The following is a 19,668-nucleotide window of genomic DNA, read 5'->3' as shown; positions in this document are numbered from 1 at the left end:
GGTTTTTCAGAACATTTCAATTTTTGCAAAAGAACCGAATTGGCAGTGCCTTGCTGCTGCTTTTAGTGCTTTTTGGTTTGGTGTTTTTGGTTTCCAAAATCCGTTTTGAGGAAGATATTTCAAAATTGATTCCAATCAACGAAGATGCCCAAGAGCTTCAAAAGGTTCTAAAGACCGTCAACTTCACCGACAAGATTATCGTAAACATCCAACGCAGCGATTCTTCTGAAATTGAGAATTTAACGGAATATGCTTCGGAATTTATTGACAGTCTGCAAGCCAATTCCAAAGAATACATTAAAAACATCCGCGGAAAGGTAAATGAGGACGATTTGCAGCGAACGATGGATTTTGTATATGAAAACCTGCCGTTGTTTTTGGATAGGGAAGATTACAAAACCATTGCCGAAAAACTTCAAAAAGACAGTATTGCCGCCAGAACCGAAGCCAATTACCGCACGCTCATTTCCCCGTCGGGCATTGTTTCAAAAGACATTATTTTAAAAGACCCGCTCGGACTTTCGTTTATCGCTTTGAAGAAATTGCGCCAACTCGGCGTTACCGACGACTTTGTTTTGAAGGATGGATTTTTGGTGAGCAAGGACGAAAAAAACATCCTGCTCTTTATCACTCCAAAATTCGGCAGCAGTGAGACTGCGGAAAATAGCAGGTTTGCGGAGCAGCTTTATGCGCTTCAAAATACACTCGATAAAAAATTTATAGGAAAAGTAAAGGGTGAATATTTCGGGGCTGCACTTATCGCTGTTGCAAATGCGAAACAGATTAAAAGCGACATCCAGTTTACCGTCGGAATTGCGATGACGCTGCTTATCTTGATTTTCATCTTTTTCTATCGAAAACTTTACGTGCCCATCATTCTTTTTGTGCCAACCATTTTCGGAGGATTGATGGCAGTGGCATTATTGTATATGATTCGCGGGGAAATTTCAGCTATTTCCCTCGGAATTGGTTCGGTTTTGCTGGGCGTAACGCTGGATTATTCGCTGCATATTTTAACGCATATCCGAAACAACGAAACAACGGAAAGTCTTTATAAAGACGTAACCGAGCCTATTTTGATGAGCAGTTTGACTACTGCTTTGGCGTTTCTGTGCTTGCTTTTTTTAGATTCACAGGCCTTACAGGATTTGGGAATTTTTGCTGCAGTGAGCGTTTTGGGAGCTTCGGTTTTTGCACTTTTCTTCATCCCGTTGGTCTATAAAAATCCGCTTTCGCGAAAGCAGCAAATCAACGTTTTGGACAAAGTTGCAGATTATCCTTTTCATAAAAACAAATGGTTGCTGATTGGTTTGGGTTTGGTGTTGATTGTTAGCATTTTTACGTATCACAAAGTAGAATTCAACAAAGATATTTCCAAACTGAATTACGAACCTGCGGAAATAAAGGCCGCGATGCGACATTTGGACGAACTGACCGATATTTCCTCCAAATCGGTCTATCTCGCCACCTACGGAAAATCGGTTGAAGGCACGCTGCAGTTGAACGATTCCATCCACGAAACCTTGGAATTGCTGAAAGAAGAGGGCAAAATTAGCAGTTTCAGTTCCATTGGCGCTTTGGTGCATTCACAACGCGACCAACGGAAGAAAATAGCGCGATGGCAGCAATTTTGGAGTGAAGGTCGGAAAGATAGTTTGGAAACCAATTTGATTGAAAGCGGGGAAGCACGAGGTTTCAAACCCACGACTTTTAATAGGTTTTACACATTTTTGGATGAAGATTTTGAAACGTTGAAACCCGAAGATTATCAGCAAATCCCTTCCGTGCTTTTGGAAGATTACATCACGACCGAAGCAGATTTCACGACGATTTCCACCCTGATAAAGCTTGAAAATGAGAACGCTTCCGAAATAAAAAGCGCTTTTAAGAAAATTCCGAATACCATCGTCATTGACCGGCAGGAAATGAACGAGACCTTTTTGGGGAATTTGAAAAACGATTTCAACAGCCTGATTGGCTATTGTCTGCTCGCCGTACTTTTTATACTTTTTCTCTTTTTCCGAAGTTTTTCACTCACGCTGGTTACCGCCGTTCCTATTTTTCTCACGTGGTTTTTAACCCTCGGGATTATGGGGCTTTTCCATATTCAATTCAACATTTTCAATATCATTATTTCCACCTTTATCTTTGGTTTGGGTATTGATTACAGCATTTTTATGACCAAAGGTTTGCTAAAGGAATTGCGAACCGGTGAAAAGGTAATGGCCACGCACAAAACCTCCATTATGCTTTCGGTTTTGACTACTATTTTGGGCGTGGGCGTTTTGGTTTTTGCGAAACATCCTGCGCTTTATTCCATCTCCATCGTTTCAATCATTGGAATTTTTTCAGCAATGGTTACCGCGTTTACGGTGCAGCCTTTGCTTTTTAAACTTTTTATCGGCAGCTCCAAAAAACGTCCAATCACGCCGCGAATGTTCGTGCATTCCCTCTTTTCCTTTGGATATTTCGGGCTGGGCGGAATTTGTCTTTCACTTTATAGCGTTACATTAATGCCGCTTTTGCCAATCAGCAAAAAAATTAAAATGGGCTGGTTTCACAAAGTGATTGCAAAATTTTTCAAGTCGGTGCTTTATACCAATCCGTTTGTGAAGAAAAAAATAATCAACGAAAGTGGTGAAGATTTCTCGAAACCTGCCGTAATTATTGCAAACCACACATCGTTCCTCGATATTTTGGCGGTAGGAATGTTGCATCCAAAAATCTGTTTTTTGGTGAACGATTGGGTTTACAATTCCCCAGTTTTTGGGAAGGCCGTGCAACGTGCCGATTTCTATCCGGTTTCCAGCGGCATCGAAAACAGTTTGGAGCCACTTCAGAAAAAAATAAAACAAGGCTACTCGCTGATGGCTTTTCCCGAGGGAACCCGCAGTTTGAGCAACAAAATAAAGCGTTTTCACAAAGGTGCCTTTTATTTGGCGAACGAGTTCAATTTAGATATTCTCCCCGTTTTGATTCACGGCAACAGCGAGGTAAACCCAAAAGGAAGTTTTATTATAAAGGATGGAAGCATTACGGTTGAAATTTTACCGAGGATTAAGGCCGAAGACAATTCCTTTGGCGAAAACCATACGCAGCAAGCAAAAAAAATAGGCGCGTATTTTAAAAGTGAATTTTTAAAACTTCGTGAAAAGATGGAAGGCCCGAGCTATTTCCACGGCATCGTTTTGGAGGAATACCGCTATAAAGGCGATTCACTTTATAGAAATGTAAAAAACGATTTAAAGGAAAACGCCGAAATCTATTTTGAAGTGATGCGTCGTTTGGATAAAAGCGGAACCATTGCCCACATTTCGGAAGATTCCGGGCAGCTCGATTTTCTGTTGGCGCTCGATGGGCCGGACCGAAAAATTTTCAGCTTAATTGAAGATGACGAAACGCGAACCATACTTCAAAATAGCTACATTACCCAAAAATATGGAAAGCTTCATTTTACCGATGCTGTTTCGGAAACGTTACCTTCAACTGTGGAAACCGTGATTATTTCTTCAGAAGAAATGGCTCAGGAGGTCATTTCACAAATGCCAAATCTTTCAATTAAAACCATCATTTTATTAAAAAAATGTGTTTCTTCACAAACCGAAAATATTAGTACCTTAGGCTACCAAAACGTGTACGGAACTGCGAATATTAGTATCTTTAAACCATCGGGAAACACAGCGAAATGACGGAAAAATATGATGTAGTTATCATCGGTAGTGGCCTGGGCGGTCTGGTTTCGGCGATTATTCTCGCGAGGGAAGGCTACAGCGTTTGCGTGCTCGAAAAAAACCAACAGTTCGGCGGCAACCTCCAAACCTTTGTGCGCGACAAAACCATTTTCGACACCGGCGTGCATTACATTGGCGGCCTTTCCGAAGGACAAAATCTGTACAGATATTTCAAGTATTTGGATATTTTGGACGATATCACCCTCAAAAAAATGGACGAGGACGGCTTTGACAGAATCACTTTTGACAACGACCCAAAGGAATATTGCCACGCCCAGGGGTATGAGAATTTCAAAAAAACCTTGCTAAAGGATTTTCCCGAAGAGGAAAAGGCAATCGACGCCTATTGCCAAAAAATGCAGGAAACGTGCAGCTTTTTTCCGCTTTACGGCCTAAAACTTGGAAAACCTTATTATGAAAATACTTCCCTCTTTGAGGTAAAGGCAAAGGAGTTTATAGATTCCATAACCGAAAATGAGAAGCTCCGCGCCGTTTTGGGCGGCAGCAATCTGCTGTATGCGGGCGAGGGAGAGCGAACACCTTTTTATATGCATGCACTTTCGGTGAACTCGTATATTGAAAGCTCGTACCGCTGCATTAATGGCGGCAGCCAAATAACGAAAGCCTTGCTGGCACGTTTTCGGGAAAATGGCGGGAAGGCCTTTAAACGCCACGAGGTAACAAAGTTTGAAACGGAGGATGGCGTGGTTACGGCTGTGCAGACTGCAAATGGAAAAACCATTTACGGCGATATTTTTATCTCGAACGTCGATCCGAAGATGACGCTGGAAATGATTGGGCAGGAAAATTTCAGAAAATCATACACGAGCCGCATTGAGAATATTGAGAGTACCATTGCCGCTTTCAGCCTTTATTTGGTACTGAAACCGAATTGTTTTAAATATTTGAACCATAACTACTACCATTTTAAGGATTATAAATCCATTTGGGACGTTCACAATTATACTGAGGAAAGTTGGCCCGAAGCCTATATGATTTCCATGGGAATCAAAAAAGATATGGCCGAATATGGCGATAATATAACGGTAATGACCTATATGCGTTTTGAGGAAATGGAACCGTGGATTGACACCTTCAACACGGCTGCGCAAAAGAATGACCGTGGCCAGACCTATGAGGAATTCAAGGCCTACAAGTCTGAAATCATCATTAAGGAGTTGGAGAAAAAATTCCCCAATCTCCGCGATTGTATTGAAGCGGTTTATTCGTCCACCCCTTTGTCATACCGCGATTATATTGGCTGCAACAGAGGTTCGATGTATGGCTATGTGAAGGATGCCAACAATCCCTTAAAATCCTTTATTTCGCCCCGCACCAAAATCAAAAACCTATATTTTACGGGGCAGAGTTTAAATATGCACGGTATTTTGGGCGTTACCATCAGTGGCGTGGTGACGTGTTCGGAAATTTTGGGCGGCGAATATTTGCTGAACAAAATCCTAAAAGCCACAAAGGAAGAAGAAATTACCTAATATTTTTTGAAGATGGGACATATCAAAACAACGCCGATTGAACGGGTCCGGAATATTTCAAAAGAGGATTTCATCAAGAATTACTATAAACCCCAAAAACCTGTTTTGATTGAGGGGTTGACGGAAAACTGGGCGGCTTTCCAAAAATGGAATTTGGACTACATCCAGCAACACGCCGGCGACCAAATCGTGCCGCTTTACAACAACGAGCCCACCAAAGGCAAACAAAATTCCGCAGAACCGGCCACGGAAATGAAAATGGCGGATTACATCGAGTTGATAAAAACCAAACCCACCGACCTGCGCATTTTCTTTTACGATTTAAAAGTGAAGCTTCCCGAACTGCTGAAAGACTTTGAATATCCCGATGTTGGCCTAAAATTCTTCAAGAGGCTTCCGGTGCTTTTCTTCGGCGGCGAGGGTTCCAAAGTACTGCCACATTATGATATGGATTTGGCAGATTTGGTGCATTTTCACTTTCAGGGTACGAAAAGCGTGACGCTGTTTTCACCCAAACAGACAAAATATCTGTATAAAATTCCGTTTGCCGTGCACAATTTGGAAAGTATCGATTTGGACAATCCCGATTTTGAAAAATATCCCGCCCTGCAATATCTGGAAGGCCTTCACGCAACCATGAAACACGGCGATGCGCTTTATATGCCCAGCGGGTATTGGCACTACATAAAATATTTGGACGGAGGTTTTTCGATGACGCTCCGGGCGTTTCCACGGCATTTGGGACGTTTTGGAAATATGCTTTACAACGTGTTCTTTATGCGCCATTTTGAAAATGTGATGCGCAAATCCTTCGGACAGAAATGGATTGATTATAAAGAGGGCCGCACTTTTACGAAAACCAATACCCGAATATCGAAGTTGAAAAAAAGTTAAAATGAAAATTAATGTCTGTAAAATACCTACATAAAATTTTGCCTTATTGTGACCTTTTTATTTCCTTACGAAAAACAAATATTTGGTTTTATTCTGCGTAAATCAGCAATCCCGATAGCTATCGGGAGCGGGACAATTCTCTAATGAATTACTTTTCATTTCCCGCTGATTGCGCTGATAACCGCAGATTTTTTACAAGTATTGCAAAAAACTGATATACAAAAATGAAACATTTGGAAAAAATATTCGCGTGTGCGCTACTATTGTTTTTTCTGAATTCATGCGGGGTTTCAAAATCCATCCACAATCGGCCGGATGTAAGTGGTTACGATGCAACAATCCCCGAAAAGATAAAAATAAACGATTCCACTTTTGTTGCGGGAGACAATTTTCTTTTAAAAAATAAACAAGGCCAATGGGAACTTTACGTGGAAGGCAACCCGTTGCAAATTGGCAAAATTACTGGCAGCCTCACGCAGGAATTGATGCAGAAACAGGAAGCCATTTTCTTCAATAAAGTGGAAGATTTGGTGCCTTCAAAAATACAACAATATTTGTTGCGGAAATTTTTGGCGTGGTATAACCGCAAAATGTATCTGCACATTCCCGAAGAATACAAAGCCGAAATATATGGGCTTTCGCAGTTTTCCTCTTCCAATTTCAGTGAGATTGGCGAGCCCTATTTGCGGTTGCTCTATCTGCACGGCGCCCACGATATTGGCCACGCCCTGCAGGATTTGATGCTCGTGGGCTGTTCGTCTTTTGCCGTTTGGGGCGATAAAACCGTGGACGGCGAATTGCTGATTGGCAGAAATTTCGATTTTTACGCAGGCGATGATTTTGCGAAGGAAAAAATAATTGCCTTCGTAAACCCTTCCGAAGGCCACAAATTTATGTCGGTAACTTGGGGTGGAATGATGGGCGTGATTTCCGGGATGAACGACCAAGGATTGACGGTAACGATAAACGCCGGAAAATCTGAAATTCCGCTGGTTGCTAAAACGCCCATTTCAATAGTTACACGCGAGATTTTGCAATATGCCTCAAACATTGATGAAGCAATTGCCATTGCAAAAAAGCGCGAAGTTTTTGTTTCCGAAGCTATTTTTGTGGGCAGCGCAAAAGATAAGAAGGCGGCGATTATTGAAGTGGCACCGGATAATTTTGGCGTTTATGAAGTTGAAAACACCGATGAACTTATTTGCAGCAACCACTTTCAAAGTGCGGTCTATAAAAACGACGAACGAAATTTGAAATGGATTGAAGAAAGCCACTCGATGTACCGTTTTGAAAGGATGCAAGAATTGATTTCAGAAGACGAGAAACTGAATGTGGCAGATGCCGTTGCCATTCTTCGAAATAAAAATGGATTGGACGACAAAGAAATTGGTTTCGGCAATGAAAAAGCTTTAAACCAACTTTTGGCGCACCACGGCATAGTTTTCAAACCCGAAAGCCGAAAGGTTTGGGTTTCTTCCAATCCGTATCAGCTGGGGGAATTTGTGGAATATGATTTGGATGAAGTTTTTGCAAATAGAGAGGGAAATCCGGCAACCAAAACCATTTCAAATTCAAAAGGAAACATTTCCGAAGATCCTTTTGTGCATTCAAAAGAATATAAAGATTACGAAGAATACCGAATTTTGGAGCGGGAAGTGGAAGCGGCAATTGAAAATAAGGAAACTATTTCAGCAGAAAAACTTGCGGCATTGCAGCAAAAAAATCCCGAATATTGGAAAGCTTATTATTTAACGGGAAAGTATTACTTTGAAAAAAATTATGATGCCGCCGCGAAAATCGCTTTTAAAAAGGCTTTGACGAAAGAAATTACAACGGTTCCGGATAGAGAGAAGATTGAAAAATTTCTTCAAAAATTGAACAAATAGAAAAAAGATGAAAGAGAAAAGAATAAAGAAGCGAGAATCAAGAAACAGGAGGCAGGACAGATTTTGATGAATTGAAGTCTTGTCAATTAATTATCTTATTGTCTTGAATCCTGTTTCCCTTAAGTCCTGATTCCATAAAAAATATGATTCCAAAAATAGAAAAATCGTCAATTGCAGAAATAAAAGCCTTTCAGGAAGAAAAACTGAAGGAAACGCTTCGCTATTTGAATGAAAATTCGCCATTTTATAAACGCTTTTTCAAAGAGAATAGCATTCAAATTTCTGAAATAAAAACGTTGGAAGATATTCAAAAGATTCCGGTTACAACAAAAGACCATCTTCAAAGATTCAACGATGATTTCATTTGCGTTCCAAAAACTGAAATTATAGACTACGTAACTACTTCGGGCACATTGGGCGATCCCGTAACCTTTGCTTTGACCGATGCAGATTTGGAACGTTTGGCTTACAACGAAGCAATTTCCTTTGCCTGTTGCGGGGTTGGAAAGGAAGATACGCTACAATTAATGACCACGATGGACCGCCGTTTTATGGCCGGATTGGCGTATTTTTTAGGAGCGCGAAAGCTCGGTTCGGGTATTATCCGCGTGGGTTCGGGCATTCCGGAATTGCAGTGGGATTCCATTTTGAAATTTAAACCCACCTATTTAATTACCGTTCCTTCCTTTCTCTTAAAATTGATTGAATATGCACAGCAGCGGGAAATCGATTTGCAAAATACTGGTGTTAAGGCCGCAATCTGCATAGGCGAACCCATTCGCGAACAGGATTTTTCACTGAACATTTTGGCAAAAAAAATTAAAAGGGATTGGGATATCGAGCTCTTTTCAACCTACGCTTCCACTGAAATGAGCACGGCTTTTAATGAATGCGAAATTCACAACGGTGGCCATCACCATCCCGAACTTATTATTGCAGAAATTCTTGATGACAATAATTTGCCAGTTTCCGAAGGGGAAGTGGGCGAGTTGACCATCACTACTTTGGGCGTTCAGGCTATGCCGTTGCTGCGTTTTAAAACGGGCGATATGGTCCAAAGCTATAATGAACCGTGCGAATGTGGCAGAAAAACGCTGCGGTTGGGGCCGGTTGTTGGCCGCAAAAAGCAGATGATAAAATATAAAGGTACAACCTTGTATCCGCCCGCGATGTATAATATTCTAAACGATTTTTCGGGAATAGAAAGCTATGTGATTGAAATTTTCCACAACGAACTGGGCACCGATGAAATTTTGATTAAAATAGCTTCGGAAAAAATTTCTGAGGAATTATTATTGGAAATAAAGGACCATTTCCGTGCAAAACTTCGCGTGGCGCCAAAGGTTGAATTTGCTACTTCCGAGGAGATTGAGACCCTTCGCTTTCCACCATTAAGCAGAAAACCTGTCGATTTGATTGATCGCAGGCTTTAGCTAAAAATATTTTTCAATATTTAAATTTTAAAAGTAATCACCGGCATATTGGCGTGGTTTACCATGTCTTCACTGATGCTGCCATTAAAAAAATGGGAGATTCCTTTCCGCCCGTGCGTGCCCATCCCGATTAGTTTTGCGTTTATGTGTTGCGTAAAATTGAGGATCCCCTTTTCTACAGAAGTGTCGTTATAAATGTTGAGGGTATAGTTTTCAACGCCCATTCCCCTAATAAAATTTTCCATAATGGCCTGGGCCTGTAACGAGGTTTTAAAATTTGCGGGAGTGTTTACGAACAGTAGGTGCATTTTGGCGCCCACCTTTTTGGCAAATTTTTGTGCTTTGTCCAAAGCTCCGCGGCCTTCTTCGGAAAAATCGGTGGCGAAAACAAAATCCTTGATGTTAAAATCCTCGTGATTGTTTTTGATAACGAGTACGGGTGTTTTGGAAGTCCGCACCACTTTTTCGGTATTGCTGCCCACAAACATTTCCTTAAAACCGCTGGCTCCTGTGGATCCCATCACAATTAAATCGATATTGTTTTTTTTGCAGGCCTCTTCAATATCCTCATAAATTTCGTTGTGGCCTATGGCTTCGTTTAGGGTAACGCCTTCCAAATATTTCTTCTTCCGAAGGTCCCCAAAGCGTTTTTCAGCTAATTTTATAAAAAAAAGCGACTCAGGAAGATTTCCGGAATCGCCCGAGGTTGACAAATGGAGCGGCATTTCCATAGAGTGGAGTACAAAGATTTCACTGTTGTGCTTTTCAGCAAGTTTGAGAGCAACTTTAAGCGCGTTTTCTGCTTGTTCGGAAAAATCTGTAGGAACTAAAATACGTTTCATAAATGATTAGGTTGGTTTCTTCTCTTTTTAAACCCTTAAATTACAAAAATAAATCGTTTGGGCTTGGTTTTTATAATATTAAAAAATATACTATATTTGCACCGAATTTGATACGAAATTATCTGAGGGGACTAAAGTCCCCTCTTTTTATAGCTTAAAATGATGCGTGAAAAAGTAGCACAACTGCTGGAAAATGCGCTGGAAGAAAACAAATCACTGTTTTTGATCGACCTAAATATTTCTGAAGACAACCAAATACGGGTCATCCTGGACGGCGATAAGGGCGTTACGGTGGATGATTGTATTGCGGTAAGCCGCACCATAGAGCACAATCTGGACCGCGAGGAATATGATTTTTCTTTGGAGGTTATGTCTGCCGGAGCTACGGAACCATTGGCATTTCCACGGCAGTACAAAAAAAATATTGGTAGAAATTTAAGGATTAAAACCAAAAACAACGAAAAAATTGAAGGCGAATTAACCGCCGCAAACGAAGAAAACTGTACCTTAACATGGTCTGCGCGCGAGCCCAAACCCGTTGGAAAAGGAAAGGTGACCGTTCAAAAAGAGGCAACCGTGCCCTATAAAGATATTATGGAAGCAAAAGTGATGATAACATTTTAATTGGATTGATATGGAAAATTTAGCACTGATCGATTCTTTTTCGGAATTTAAAGACGACAAGCAAATAGACAGAGTAACGCTAATGGCGATACTTGAAGACGTTTTCAGGAACGCACTGAAGAAAAAATACGGAAGCGACGACAACTTTGATATTATCGTAAACCCAGACAAGGGCGATCTTGAAATATGGAGAAACCGCGTTGTTGTGGCCGATGGAGAAGTAGAAGACCCGAACGAGGAGATTTCGTTGAGCGCTGCCCGAAAAATTGAGCCCGATTTTGAAATTGGCGAGGACGTTTCGGAAGAAGTAAAGCTGATTGACCTTGGCCGCCGTTCTATTTTGGCACTTCGCCAAAACCTTATTTCAAAAATACACGAACACGATAATACCATTATTTACAAGCAGTTTAAGGATCTTGAAGGCGAAATTTACACTGCCGAAGTGCATCACATTCGCCACCGCGCCGTAATTCTTTTGGATGATGACGGCAACGAGATAATTCTTCCGAAGGAAAAACAAATCCCTTCCGATTTTTTCAGAAAAGGCGACAACGTGCGTGGTATTATAGAAAGTGTTGATCTTAAAGGGAACAAACCCACAATCATAATGTCCAGGGCGGCCCCCGTTTTTCTTGAAAAATTGTTTGAGCAGGAAATTCCAGAGGTTTTTGATGGATTGATCACTGTGAAAAAAGTAGTGCGTATTCCGGGCGAAAAAGCAAAAGTTGCCGTAGATTCCTATGACGACCGAATTGATCCCGTGGGCGCTTGCGTTGGTATGAAAGGATCCCGAATCCACGGAATTGTCCGCGAATTGGGCAATGAAAATATAGATGTAATAAATTACACAAGTAATCTAAACCTTTATATTACACGTGCTTTAAGCCCGGCAAAAGTAACTTCCATCAAAATTGACGAAGAGAAAAAACGCGCCGAGGTAATCCTGCGCCCAGAAGAAGTAAGCAAGGCTATAGGTCGCGGCGGACACAACATTCGTCTTGCCGGACAGTTGACGGGTTATGAAATAGATGTGCTTCGCGAAGGTGCCGAAGAAGATGTGGAATTGAGCGAATTTTCAGATGAAATAGAAGGATGGATCATTCAGGAGTTCAACAAAATTGGTCTGGACACCGCCAAAAGCATACTAGAGCACGACATTAACGATCTGGTAAAACGAACCGACTTGGAAGAGGAAACCATCCGCGATGTAATTAATATATTAAAAGAAGAATTTGAAGAGTAGTTGAAACTTTAATTACTTTTATACAAATTTTTTAAAAAGACAAAACAGGAAAAAGCATTTATGGCTGAAGTAAAAACGAAAAGACTAAGTCAGGTATTACGTGAGTTCAACATCTCGTTGGATCGTGCCGTGGAATTTTTGAGTTCCAAAGGGTTCGATGTGGACGCAAGTCCCAACACCAAAATAACGGGTGATGAATACGAAGTTCTTTTTGAAGAGTTTGAAACCGACAAAAGTAAAAAAGTAGCTTCCAAGGAAGTAGGCGAGGAAAAGCGCAAGGAAAAGGAAGAATTCCGTTTGGAGCGCGAACGTGAGCTGGAAGAAAAGCACAAAAAAGAAGAAGCCTCCCGCGTTATCAAAGCTGAGGCTAAACTTGATGGCCCAAAGCAAGTAGGTAAAATTGACCTCGATGCTGGCAAAGCCAAACCTGCCCGTCCGGCAGGTGTGAAAGAAGAGCCAAAGACTGAGGAAAAACCGGTTGAGCCCAAAGCAGCTAAAGAGGTTAAGAAAGAAGAAAAACCTGAAATTGAGGCAAAAAAGCCCAAAGTAGAGAAAACGGAAGAGCAGCCTGTTGCCCCTAAGGTTAAAGAAGAAAAAGCTAAGGAGGAAAAAGCTGAAGAAACTCCTGCGGCAAAAGAAGAGCCAAAGGAAGAAGCTTCTAAGGAGTCCGATACTGTTACAACCCAATATCGCAAGCTGGATGGGCCTAACTTTACCGGACAGAAAATAGATCTTACCCAGTTCAAGAAACCGGAAAAGAAAAAAGATTCCAAAGACGATAAAAAGGACAAAAAAGGGAAAAGACGCCGCATAAGTAAAGAAACTCCAAAAAATGGAACTTCTGGAGGTGGAAACTTTAAGGATAATCGAGGGGCTTCAAGAAAAGGGCGCAGTTCAGCACCAAAAGAAGAGCCAAGCGAGGAAGAAGTGCAAAAGCAAGTACGCGAAACCTTAGAAAAACTTCAAGGAAAATCCTCTAAGGGGAAAGGCGCCAAATATCGTCGTGAAAAGCGCGATACCCACCGTCAAAAATCGGATGAACTTGCACAACAAGAAGCCGATAACAAACTTATAAAAGTTACCGAATTCGTTACCGCAAGCGAAATGGCCACGATGATGGACGTTCCCGTTACCAAAATTATCTCTGCTTGTATGAGTTTGGGAATGATGGTAACAATGAACCAACGTCTCGATGCCGAAACTTTAAGTATCGTTGCCGAAGAATTCGGTTATGAAGTAGAATTTGTAACCGCAGATATTGAAGAATCCATAGATCGTGATATTGATGCTCCCGAAGATCTTAAGCCACGCGCACCAATCGTTACCGTAATGGGTCACGTGGACCACGGGAAAACATCGCTTTTGGATTACATCCGTAAAGAAAACGTAATTGCTGGCGAGTCTGGTGGCATCACCCAGCACATTGGCGCCTACGGTGTTGAACTGGATGGCGGCCAGAAAATAGCATTCCTTGACACTCCCGGTCACGAAGCGTTTACCGCGATGCGTGCCCGTGGAGCCCAGGTTACCGACCTTGCAATCATTGTGGTTGCGGCGGACGATGATATTATGCCCCAGACCAAGGAAGCCATCAGCCATGCCCAGGCGGCGGGTGTTCCGATAGTTTTTGCAATAAATAAAATAGATAAACCCAGCGCAAATCCCGAGAAAATTAAGGAAGGGCTTGCGCAAATGAACCTTTTGGTTGAAGATTGGGGCGGAAAAATACAATCGCAGGATATTTCTGCGAAAACGGGTGAAGGCGTAAAGGAACTACTTGAAAAAGTATTGCTTGAAGCCGAATTGCTTGAATTGAAAGCCAATCCAAACCGTCAGGCAAACGGTACCGTGGTGGAAGCATTCCTAGACAAAGGTCGCGGGTATGTTTCAACGGTTTTGGTACAAGGCGGAACCTTAAAAGTGGGCGATTACGTTCTTGCCGGCCAGCACAGCGGAAAGGTAAAAGCCATGCAGGACGAACGGGGCAATAATGTGAAGGAAGCGGGCCCATCAACCCCGGTTTCTGTTCTCGGTTTGGACGGTGCGCCGCAAGCAGGGGATAAATTCAACGTGTTTGATGACGAACGCGAAGCAAAGGCAATTGCCACAAAACGTACACAACTGCAGCGTGAGCAGTCTGTTAGGACTCAGCGCCACATTACACTTGATGAAATTGGAAGACGTATCGCCCTTGGTGATTTCAAGGAATTGAACATTATCCTAAAAGGTGACGTGGACGGTTCTGTGGAAGCTTTGACGGATTCGTTCCAAAAGCTTTCTACGGAAGAAATACAAGTAAATATTATCCACAAGGCAGTGGGCCCGATTACCGAAAGTGATGTACTGTTGGCTTCCGCTTCCGATGCGATCATTATTGGTTTCAACGTTCGTCCAATGGGCAACGCGCGCCAGATTGCAGATAAGGAAGAAATAGACATCCGTACCTATTCCATTATTTACGACGCCATAAACGACGTGAAGGATGCGATGGAAGGAATGCTTTCCCCAGAAATGAAGGAAGAAGTTACCGGTACGGCAGAAATCCGCGAAACCTTCAAAATTTCGAAAGTGGGAACCATTGCAGGATGTATGGTACTGACCGGAAAAATATTCCGAAACTCTGGCATCCGCCTTATCCGCGAAGGCGTGGTGGTTTACACCGGCGAACTCGCCTCCTTAAAGCGTTTTAAAGACGATGTGAAGGAAGTTGCCAAAGGATACGATTGTGGTATTCAGATTAAAAACTACAACGACATCTATGAGAACGACATTATTGAAGCGTTCCAGGAAGTTGCAGTGAAGAAAAAGCTGAAATAGTCCAACAATAATCTAAATTTTTAAACGACCTGAAAATCAATTTTTCGGGTCGTTTTTATTTTGGGTTTTGCTGAAATTTTTATCAAAACTGTAACATCGGTTTTTTTTAAGTGTCTATTAAGAAAACTTTCCAAATGAACATTTCGTTAAAAACCGTTTTCTTTTTTAGCTTGCTGTTTTGTGTTTTTTCTATTAATGCCCAGGAAACAGATAGCATTCCGAGAAAAAAAATTACAATTCCGCGCATTGCGGAAGCGCCAAGAATTGACGGGATTTTAAATGATGCGGCATGGCAAAATGCGCCCATCGCGACCAATTTTGTGGAACGTCAGCCCAACAACGGCAAACCCATTCCCGATAGTTTAAAGACCGATGTGAAGATTGTGTATGACGATTTGGGTATCTATTTCGGCGCAACGATGAAAGACCCCGAACCGGATAAAATTTTAAAAGAACTTACCGAGCGCGACGGCATTGGCAACGACGATTTTTTCTTTGTTCTTCTGAACGGCTATAATGATAGGCAGCAGAGTCTTCAGTTTATCGTAACCGCCGCGGGCGTTCAATATGACGCAAAAATGACCAACGACAACGAAGACAGTTCCTGGAATGGAATCTGGTACAGCGCTGTTCAGATAAATGACGACGGTTGGGTTGCAGAAATATTTATCCCCTATTCCGAAGTGCGTTTCCCAAATAAAAATGTGCAGTTGTGGGGCTTGAATATGGAACGCGAAATGCGCCGCACCCGCACCCGATACACTTGGAGCCCAATAGATAATACGAAAGGCGCCTATTCAATTTACGATGGCGAAATCTATGGTATTGAAAACGTGCAATCGCCCACCAGACTTTCGTTTCAGCCCTATGTTTCAGCCTATGTTAATGATTATGACGGCAAGACCGAAACTATTTTTAACGGCGGAATGGACCTTAAATATGGGATAAACGATGCCTTCACGCTGGATATGATTTTGATTCCAGATTTTGGCCAGTCAAAGTTTGATGCCGAGGTTTTGAACCTTTCCGCATTCGAAGTGCAATATAAGGAAAACCGCCCCTTTTTCACGGAAGGGACCGAGCTTTTCACCAAAGGAAATCTCTTTTATTCGCGACGCGTTGGCGGCTATCCCTCCGCATTTCCAAATCTTTCGGAAAATGAAGAGATTGAAAATTATCCTACTTCCGTAGATTTAATAAATGCGTTCAAAATTTCAGGAAGAACCGATGGCAACCTGGGGATTGGGGTTTTTAACGCAATTACCGAAAGAACATACGCCGATATAAAAAATACCGAAACCAACGAGACCCGAAAAGAATTGGTGGAGCCTTTGGCTAACTATAACATTTTGGTTTTGGACCAACGGTTTGGCGATAATTCCTCCGTTTCTTTTGTAAATACGAATGTTATCCGCGAGGGCGATTTTAGGGATGCAAACGCCACGGGATTGTATATGGACCTTACCAATAAGAAGAATACCTTTAATTATTTTGCGAATGCCGAAGGAAGTTGGGTAAAGGACGATAGCGAAAAATTCGGAATGGAAGGAGCAGCAGGAATGGCGAAAATAAGCGGCAAGCACCGTGTTTCGGGCGAAATAAATTTTAGGACGAAGGATTATGATATAAATGATCTGGGCTATTCCAGCAATACAAATTTTATTAGTTATTCGGGTTATTATGGTTACCGGTACCTTCAGCCCAAAGGATTTTTGAACAACCTTTATCTGAATTTCAATTTGAATTATTTCCGCAGGTTGGAGACCGATCTTTACAACAATTTTATTTTCAACTTCAACTCAAGCTTTACAACGAAGAAGTTTTTGGGCTTTGGGGGCGGCTTCGAAATGACGCCCTTTGGAAAAAATGATATTTACGAGCCGCGAGTGGAAGGGCGTTATGTGAAAGTTCCCGATTATTACAATGTTTGGGGGTGGTTTTCAACCGACTATAGAAAGAAGTTGGCAGCAGATGCCACTATAGATTGGTATAAATATAACGAAACGGGCCGTGGAGAACTTAGGCTGCAATTTAGTCCGAAATATCGTGTTTCAGACAAGTGGAAGCTGTTTTTGAGCACAGATGTAATTCTTTCAGATAAGGAAGAAGGCTTTGTGGATTTGCTAAACGACGCTATAATTTTCGGGAAACGCGATAGGAATACGGTAATCAATTCACTGGAATCGCAATATATTTTCAACAATAAAATGGCGCTCAATTTGGCCTTCCGCCACTACTATTCCGAAGTGGAATACAGCAAATTCCTCACTTTGCAGGACAATGGTGAACTCTTTGAAAACACATTTTATAATGAAGACAGCGATGCAACCTATAACAGTTGGAATATCGATCTGCGTTTTTCCTGGTGGTTTGCGCCGGGAAGCCAGCTTACGCTGCTTTACAGAAATGCCATGGAAAGCTATGTTACGGATGCGCGGGTGAATTTTTCAAACAATTTCAATAAACTGTTTGATGAGCCTCAGTTAAATAGTTTATCGCTCCGGGTAAGCTATTATTTGGATTACAATCGCGTAAAGACCTGGTTTGGGCCAAAAAATAAAACGCAAACCGTGGGTTTTAGTCCTCGCAATGAAAAAATGGGCAAATCGGGGTTCTTCAAATAAAAATGGTTGCGTATTTAAAGCCCTATTTTCTGCGCTCCGGTTTAAGAATAAAAGCGGAAGAAAAGTTTTTTTGGATTTCGATCAATGCGCGCTCGGCTTCAATTCGCGAGGCAAAATTTCCTGCCCAAACTTTATAATTTGGAGTCTCATATTCAATGGAGGCCGGCCAATTGCCGTAGCTTCCTTTGTACTTTCGGAGCGTTTGGTTTGCTTTGTCCAATTCGCCATAATATAACTGTATTGTGTACCCATCGGAAAATTCACGCTCTTTTTCAAGGTTTTTTTTCAGTTCGAGCAATGCAGTGATTTTTGGATCTTGATTTACCGTTAAAGTCGCGCTTTGTGCAAGGCTTTTGGCGGAAACGAACAAGATTAAGATGCTGGCAACAAAATATTTGGGAAACGTATGGGAATTCATATAAATCTTTATTTATTGCAAATGTAAAACTTAATAACTTCGGGAAGTGCGAAAATATTATTTAGAACAAATATAAATTAATAGTTAACACTTTATTTGCATTTTCAAAATCGACTTAATAATGTACTTTTGCTGCTTTATCTGTGGTGCAGGATGAGCATTGAAATTACATTTGTTCGTAACTAATTCTGTTCCAAACTATCGACCATAATTTAACCATTAGTATGAAAAAGGTGAATTTTATACATCTACGCTCAAAATTGCCATTTCTTCTGTTAGTGTTTTCACTAACTTTTTCAACTACCATATATTCCCAGGATGCCGCAGCCCCAGAAGGCGATGTTGCCGCTGGAGAATCTTTGTTTAAGGCCAACTGCGCTGCCTGCCACAAACTGGATGCAAAAGCTGTGGGGCCCGCACTTAGAGGGGTTGCTGATAAGTTTGACCGTGATTGGTTGCACAAATGGATAAAAAACAGTCAAGGGCTTATTTCTTCAGGGGATGCCCAGGCGGTAAAGATTTTTGAGGAGAACAATAAAATGGTAATGACTTCTTTTCCGGCATTGTCAGATACCGATATTGATAACATTCTTGCATATACAAGCCAGCCTAAAGCTGCGCCCGCCGCGACTGCTGCCACTACTGATGCGGCCGCCGGGGCTTCAGCAAGTGGTGGAGGCGAAGTTTCAAATACTTTGGTCTTAGGTGCTTTGGCGCTTATTTTCTTGTTACTGGTAATCACGCTCTATTTGGTTACAAATACATTGAAGAGAATTGCGGAGGCCCAAGGGGTTGAATATGAGGAAAAAGAAAAGCGCGCTCCGGTATGGAAAGCTTTTGTGCAAAATCAGTTCTTGGTTTTGGTAGTATCCATTTTCTTGATACTTGCCGCCGGTTATTTTGCGTATGGCTATATGATGCAAGTGGGCGTGGACCAAGGATATGCTCCTGTTCAGCCAATCCACTATTCACATAAAATACACGCCGGCGATAATCAAATAGATTGTAATTACTGCCACAGTTCAGCCAGGAAAAGTAAGCATTCCGGAATCCCTTCCTTGAATGTTTGTATGAACTGCCACAAAAATATTTCAGAAGTTGCGCCAGAAACGGCTACGGAAGAATATTCAAAAGAATTTTACGACGGCGAAATTGCCAAACTATACAAAGCTGTGGGTTGGGACGTTGAAAACCAACAATACACGGGAAAAACAGAACCTGTTAAATGGGTTCGAATCCATAACCTTCCAGATTTTGTTTATTTCAACCACTCCCAGCACGTAACGGTAGCAGGTGTGGCTTGCCAAACGTGCCACGGGGAAATTCAAGAGATGGAGGTTGTTGAGCAGTTTGCGCCACTTACAATGGGCTGGTGTATCAATTGCCACAAAGAAACAAACGTGAACTTGGAGAATAATGAATATTATGCCAAAATACACGAAGAGCTTTCAAAGAAGTATGGGGTTGAAAAGCTAACAATCGCCGAAATGGGCGGATTGGAATGTGGCAAATGTCACTATTAATAAGGATTTTAGATTTGCGATTTTAGATTTGCTAAATCGTAAATACGTTGAATAGATAATTGAAAATTGATTAAAATAAAGGTTTACCCTATATTGTTGAAAATCATATAGCGTAGATCGTACATCATAAATCGTACATC

At 41.7% G+C, this 19,668-nt stretch carries 12 protein-coding genes; 10 read left to right on the top strand and 2 right to left on the bottom strand.

From position 1 onward, the window contains the following. The first annotated feature begins 23 nt into the window (after positions 1-23). The 5 genes from POV26_RS00265 to flxY all read left to right on the top strand — a co-directional run bounded on the left by POV26_RS00265 (position 24) and on the right by flxY (position 9,437). Positions 24-3,689 (top strand): MMPL family transporter, encoded by a 3,666-nt coding sequence (locus tag POV26_RS00265; RefSeq protein ID WP_272854489.1) that lies wholly within the window; start codon positions 24-26, stop codon positions 3,687-3,689. Further along, complete coding sequence (locus POV26_RS00260) at positions 3,686-5,224, top strand: phytoene desaturase family protein (protein WP_272854488.1); 1,539 nt, start codon at positions 3,686-3,688, stop codon at positions 5,222-5,224. Before POV26_RS00265 ends, POV26_RS00260 begins: the two co-directional genes overlap by 4 nt. 12 nt (positions 5,225-5,236) lie before the next feature. Continuing rightward, positions 5,237-6,118, top strand: coding sequence for a cupin-like domain-containing protein (locus tag POV26_RS00255; protein WP_272854487.1), 882 nt, complete (start codon positions 5,237-5,239; stop codon positions 6,116-6,118). A gap of 224 nt (positions 6,119-6,342) precedes the next feature. Continuing rightward, complete coding sequence (locus tag POV26_RS00250) at positions 6,343-8,004, top strand: C45 family autoproteolytic acyltransferase/hydrolase (protein ID WP_272854486.1); 1,662 nt, start codon at positions 6,343-6,345, stop codon at positions 8,002-8,004. Positions 8,005-8,147: 143 nt separating this feature from the next. Further along, positions 8,148-9,437 carry a flexirubin biosynthesis putative acyl-CoA ligase FlxY gene (flxY, locus tag POV26_RS00245; protein WP_272854485.1) on the top strand — a complete coding sequence of 430 codons (1,290 nt, stop codon included), beginning with the start codon at positions 8,148-8,150 and terminating at the stop codon, positions 9,435-9,437. A 20-nt stretch (positions 9,438-9,457) separates the two neighbouring features. Here the strand turns inward: flxY and POV26_RS00240 are convergent, their stop codons facing one another. Then, positions 9,458-10,279 (bottom strand): universal stress protein, encoded by an 822-nt coding sequence (locus POV26_RS00240; RefSeq protein WP_272854484.1) that lies wholly within the window; start codon positions 10,277-10,279, stop codon positions 9,458-9,460. A gap of 159 nt (positions 10,280-10,438) precedes the next feature. Between POV26_RS00240 and rimP the strand changes: the two genes are divergently transcribed. The 4 genes from rimP (at position 10,439) to POV26_RS00220 (ending at position 17,587) form a co-directional block, all read left to right on the top strand. Next, on the top strand, positions 10,439-10,903 hold the full coding sequence (rimP, locus tag POV26_RS00235; RefSeq protein ID WP_272854483.1) for a ribosome assembly cofactor RimP: 465 nt from the start codon (positions 10,439-10,441) through the stop codon (positions 10,901-10,903). 10 nt (positions 10,904-10,913) lie between these two features. Continuing rightward, the gene (nusA, locus tag POV26_RS00230; RefSeq protein WP_272854482.1) at positions 10,914-12,146 is read left to right on the top strand and encodes a transcription termination factor NusA; all 1,233 of its coding nucleotides are present in this window, start codon (positions 10,914-10,916) and stop codon (positions 12,144-12,146) included. Positions 12,147-12,206: 60 nt separating this feature from the next. Next, entirely contained in the window at positions 12,207-14,963 is a 2,757-nt protein-coding gene (gene infB, locus POV26_RS00225) for a translation initiation factor IF-2 (RefSeq protein WP_272854481.1), read from the top strand. A gap of 134 nt (positions 14,964-15,097) precedes the next feature. Continuing rightward, positions 15,098-17,587, top strand: coding sequence for a DUF5916 domain-containing protein (locus POV26_RS00220; protein WP_272854480.1), 2,490 nt, complete (start codon positions 15,098-15,100; stop codon positions 17,585-17,587). A 22-nt stretch (positions 17,588-17,609) separates the two neighbouring features. On the opposite strand, the gene POV26_RS00215 is transcribed toward POV26_RS00220, so the two are convergent. Continuing rightward, on the bottom strand, positions 17,610-18,005 hold the full coding sequence (locus POV26_RS00215; RefSeq protein WP_272854479.1) for an SPOR domain-containing protein: 396 nt from the start codon (positions 18,003-18,005) through the stop codon (positions 17,610-17,612). Between the two features lie 224 nt (positions 18,006-18,229). Between POV26_RS00215 and POV26_RS00210 the strand changes: the two genes are divergently transcribed. Continuing rightward, the gene (locus tag POV26_RS00210) at positions 18,230-19,528 is read left to right on the top strand and encodes a c-type cytochrome (protein WP_272854478.1); all 1,299 of its coding nucleotides are present in this window, start codon (positions 18,230-18,232) and stop codon (positions 19,526-19,528) included. Positions 19,529-19,668: the final 140 nt, after the last annotated feature.

The sequence above is a fragment of the Aequorivita todarodis genome, assembly GCF_028561335.1.
In the GTDB taxonomy this organism is placed as follows: domain Bacteria; phylum Bacteroidota; class Bacteroidia; order Flavobacteriales; family Flavobacteriaceae; genus Aequorivita; species Aequorivita todarodis.
Note: the sequence above shows the minus strand (reverse complement) of the source record. Positions and strands in the feature narration are given on the sequence as shown.

What these genes read in the sequence shown, in the direction of transcription:
- POV26_RS00260 (WP_272854488.1), top strand. Translation starts at nt 3,686, where the DNA reads ATGACGGAAAAATATGATGTAGTTATCATCGGTAGTGGCCTGGGCGGT.
- POV26_RS00255 (WP_272854487.1), top strand. Translation starts at nt 5,237, where the DNA reads ATGGGACATATCAAAACAACGCCGATTGAACGGGTCCGGAATATTTCA.
- POV26_RS00250 (WP_272854486.1), top strand. Translation starts at nt 6,343, where the DNA reads ATGAAACATTTGGAAAAAATATTCGCGTGTGCGCTACTATTGTTTTTT.
- flxY (WP_272854485.1), top strand. Translation starts at nt 8,148, where the DNA reads ATGATTCCAAAAATAGAAAAATCGTCAATTGCAGAAATAAAAGCCTTT.
- POV26_RS00240 (WP_272854484.1), bottom strand. Translation starts at nt 10,279, where the DNA reads ATGAAACGTATTTTAGTTCCTACAGATTTTTCCGAACAAGCAGAAAAC.
- rimP (WP_272854483.1), top strand. Translation starts at nt 10,439, where the DNA reads ATGATGCGTGAAAAAGTAGCACAACTGCTGGAAAATGCGCTGGAAGAA.
- nusA (WP_272854482.1), top strand. Translation starts at nt 10,914, where the DNA reads ATGGAAAATTTAGCACTGATCGATTCTTTTTCGGAATTTAAAGACGAC.
- infB (WP_272854481.1), top strand. Translation starts at nt 12,207, where the DNA reads ATGGCTGAAGTAAAAACGAAAAGACTAAGTCAGGTATTACGTGAGTTC.
- POV26_RS00220 (WP_272854480.1), top strand. Translation starts at nt 15,098, where the DNA reads ATGAACATTTCGTTAAAAACCGTTTTCTTTTTTAGCTTGCTGTTTTGT.
- POV26_RS00215 (WP_272854479.1), bottom strand. Translation starts at nt 18,005, where the DNA reads ATGAATTCCCATACGTTTCCCAAATATTTTGTTGCCAGCATCTTAATC.
- POV26_RS00210 (WP_272854478.1), top strand. Translation starts at nt 18,230, where the DNA reads ATGAAAAAGGTGAATTTTATACATCTACGCTCAAAATTGCCATTTCTT.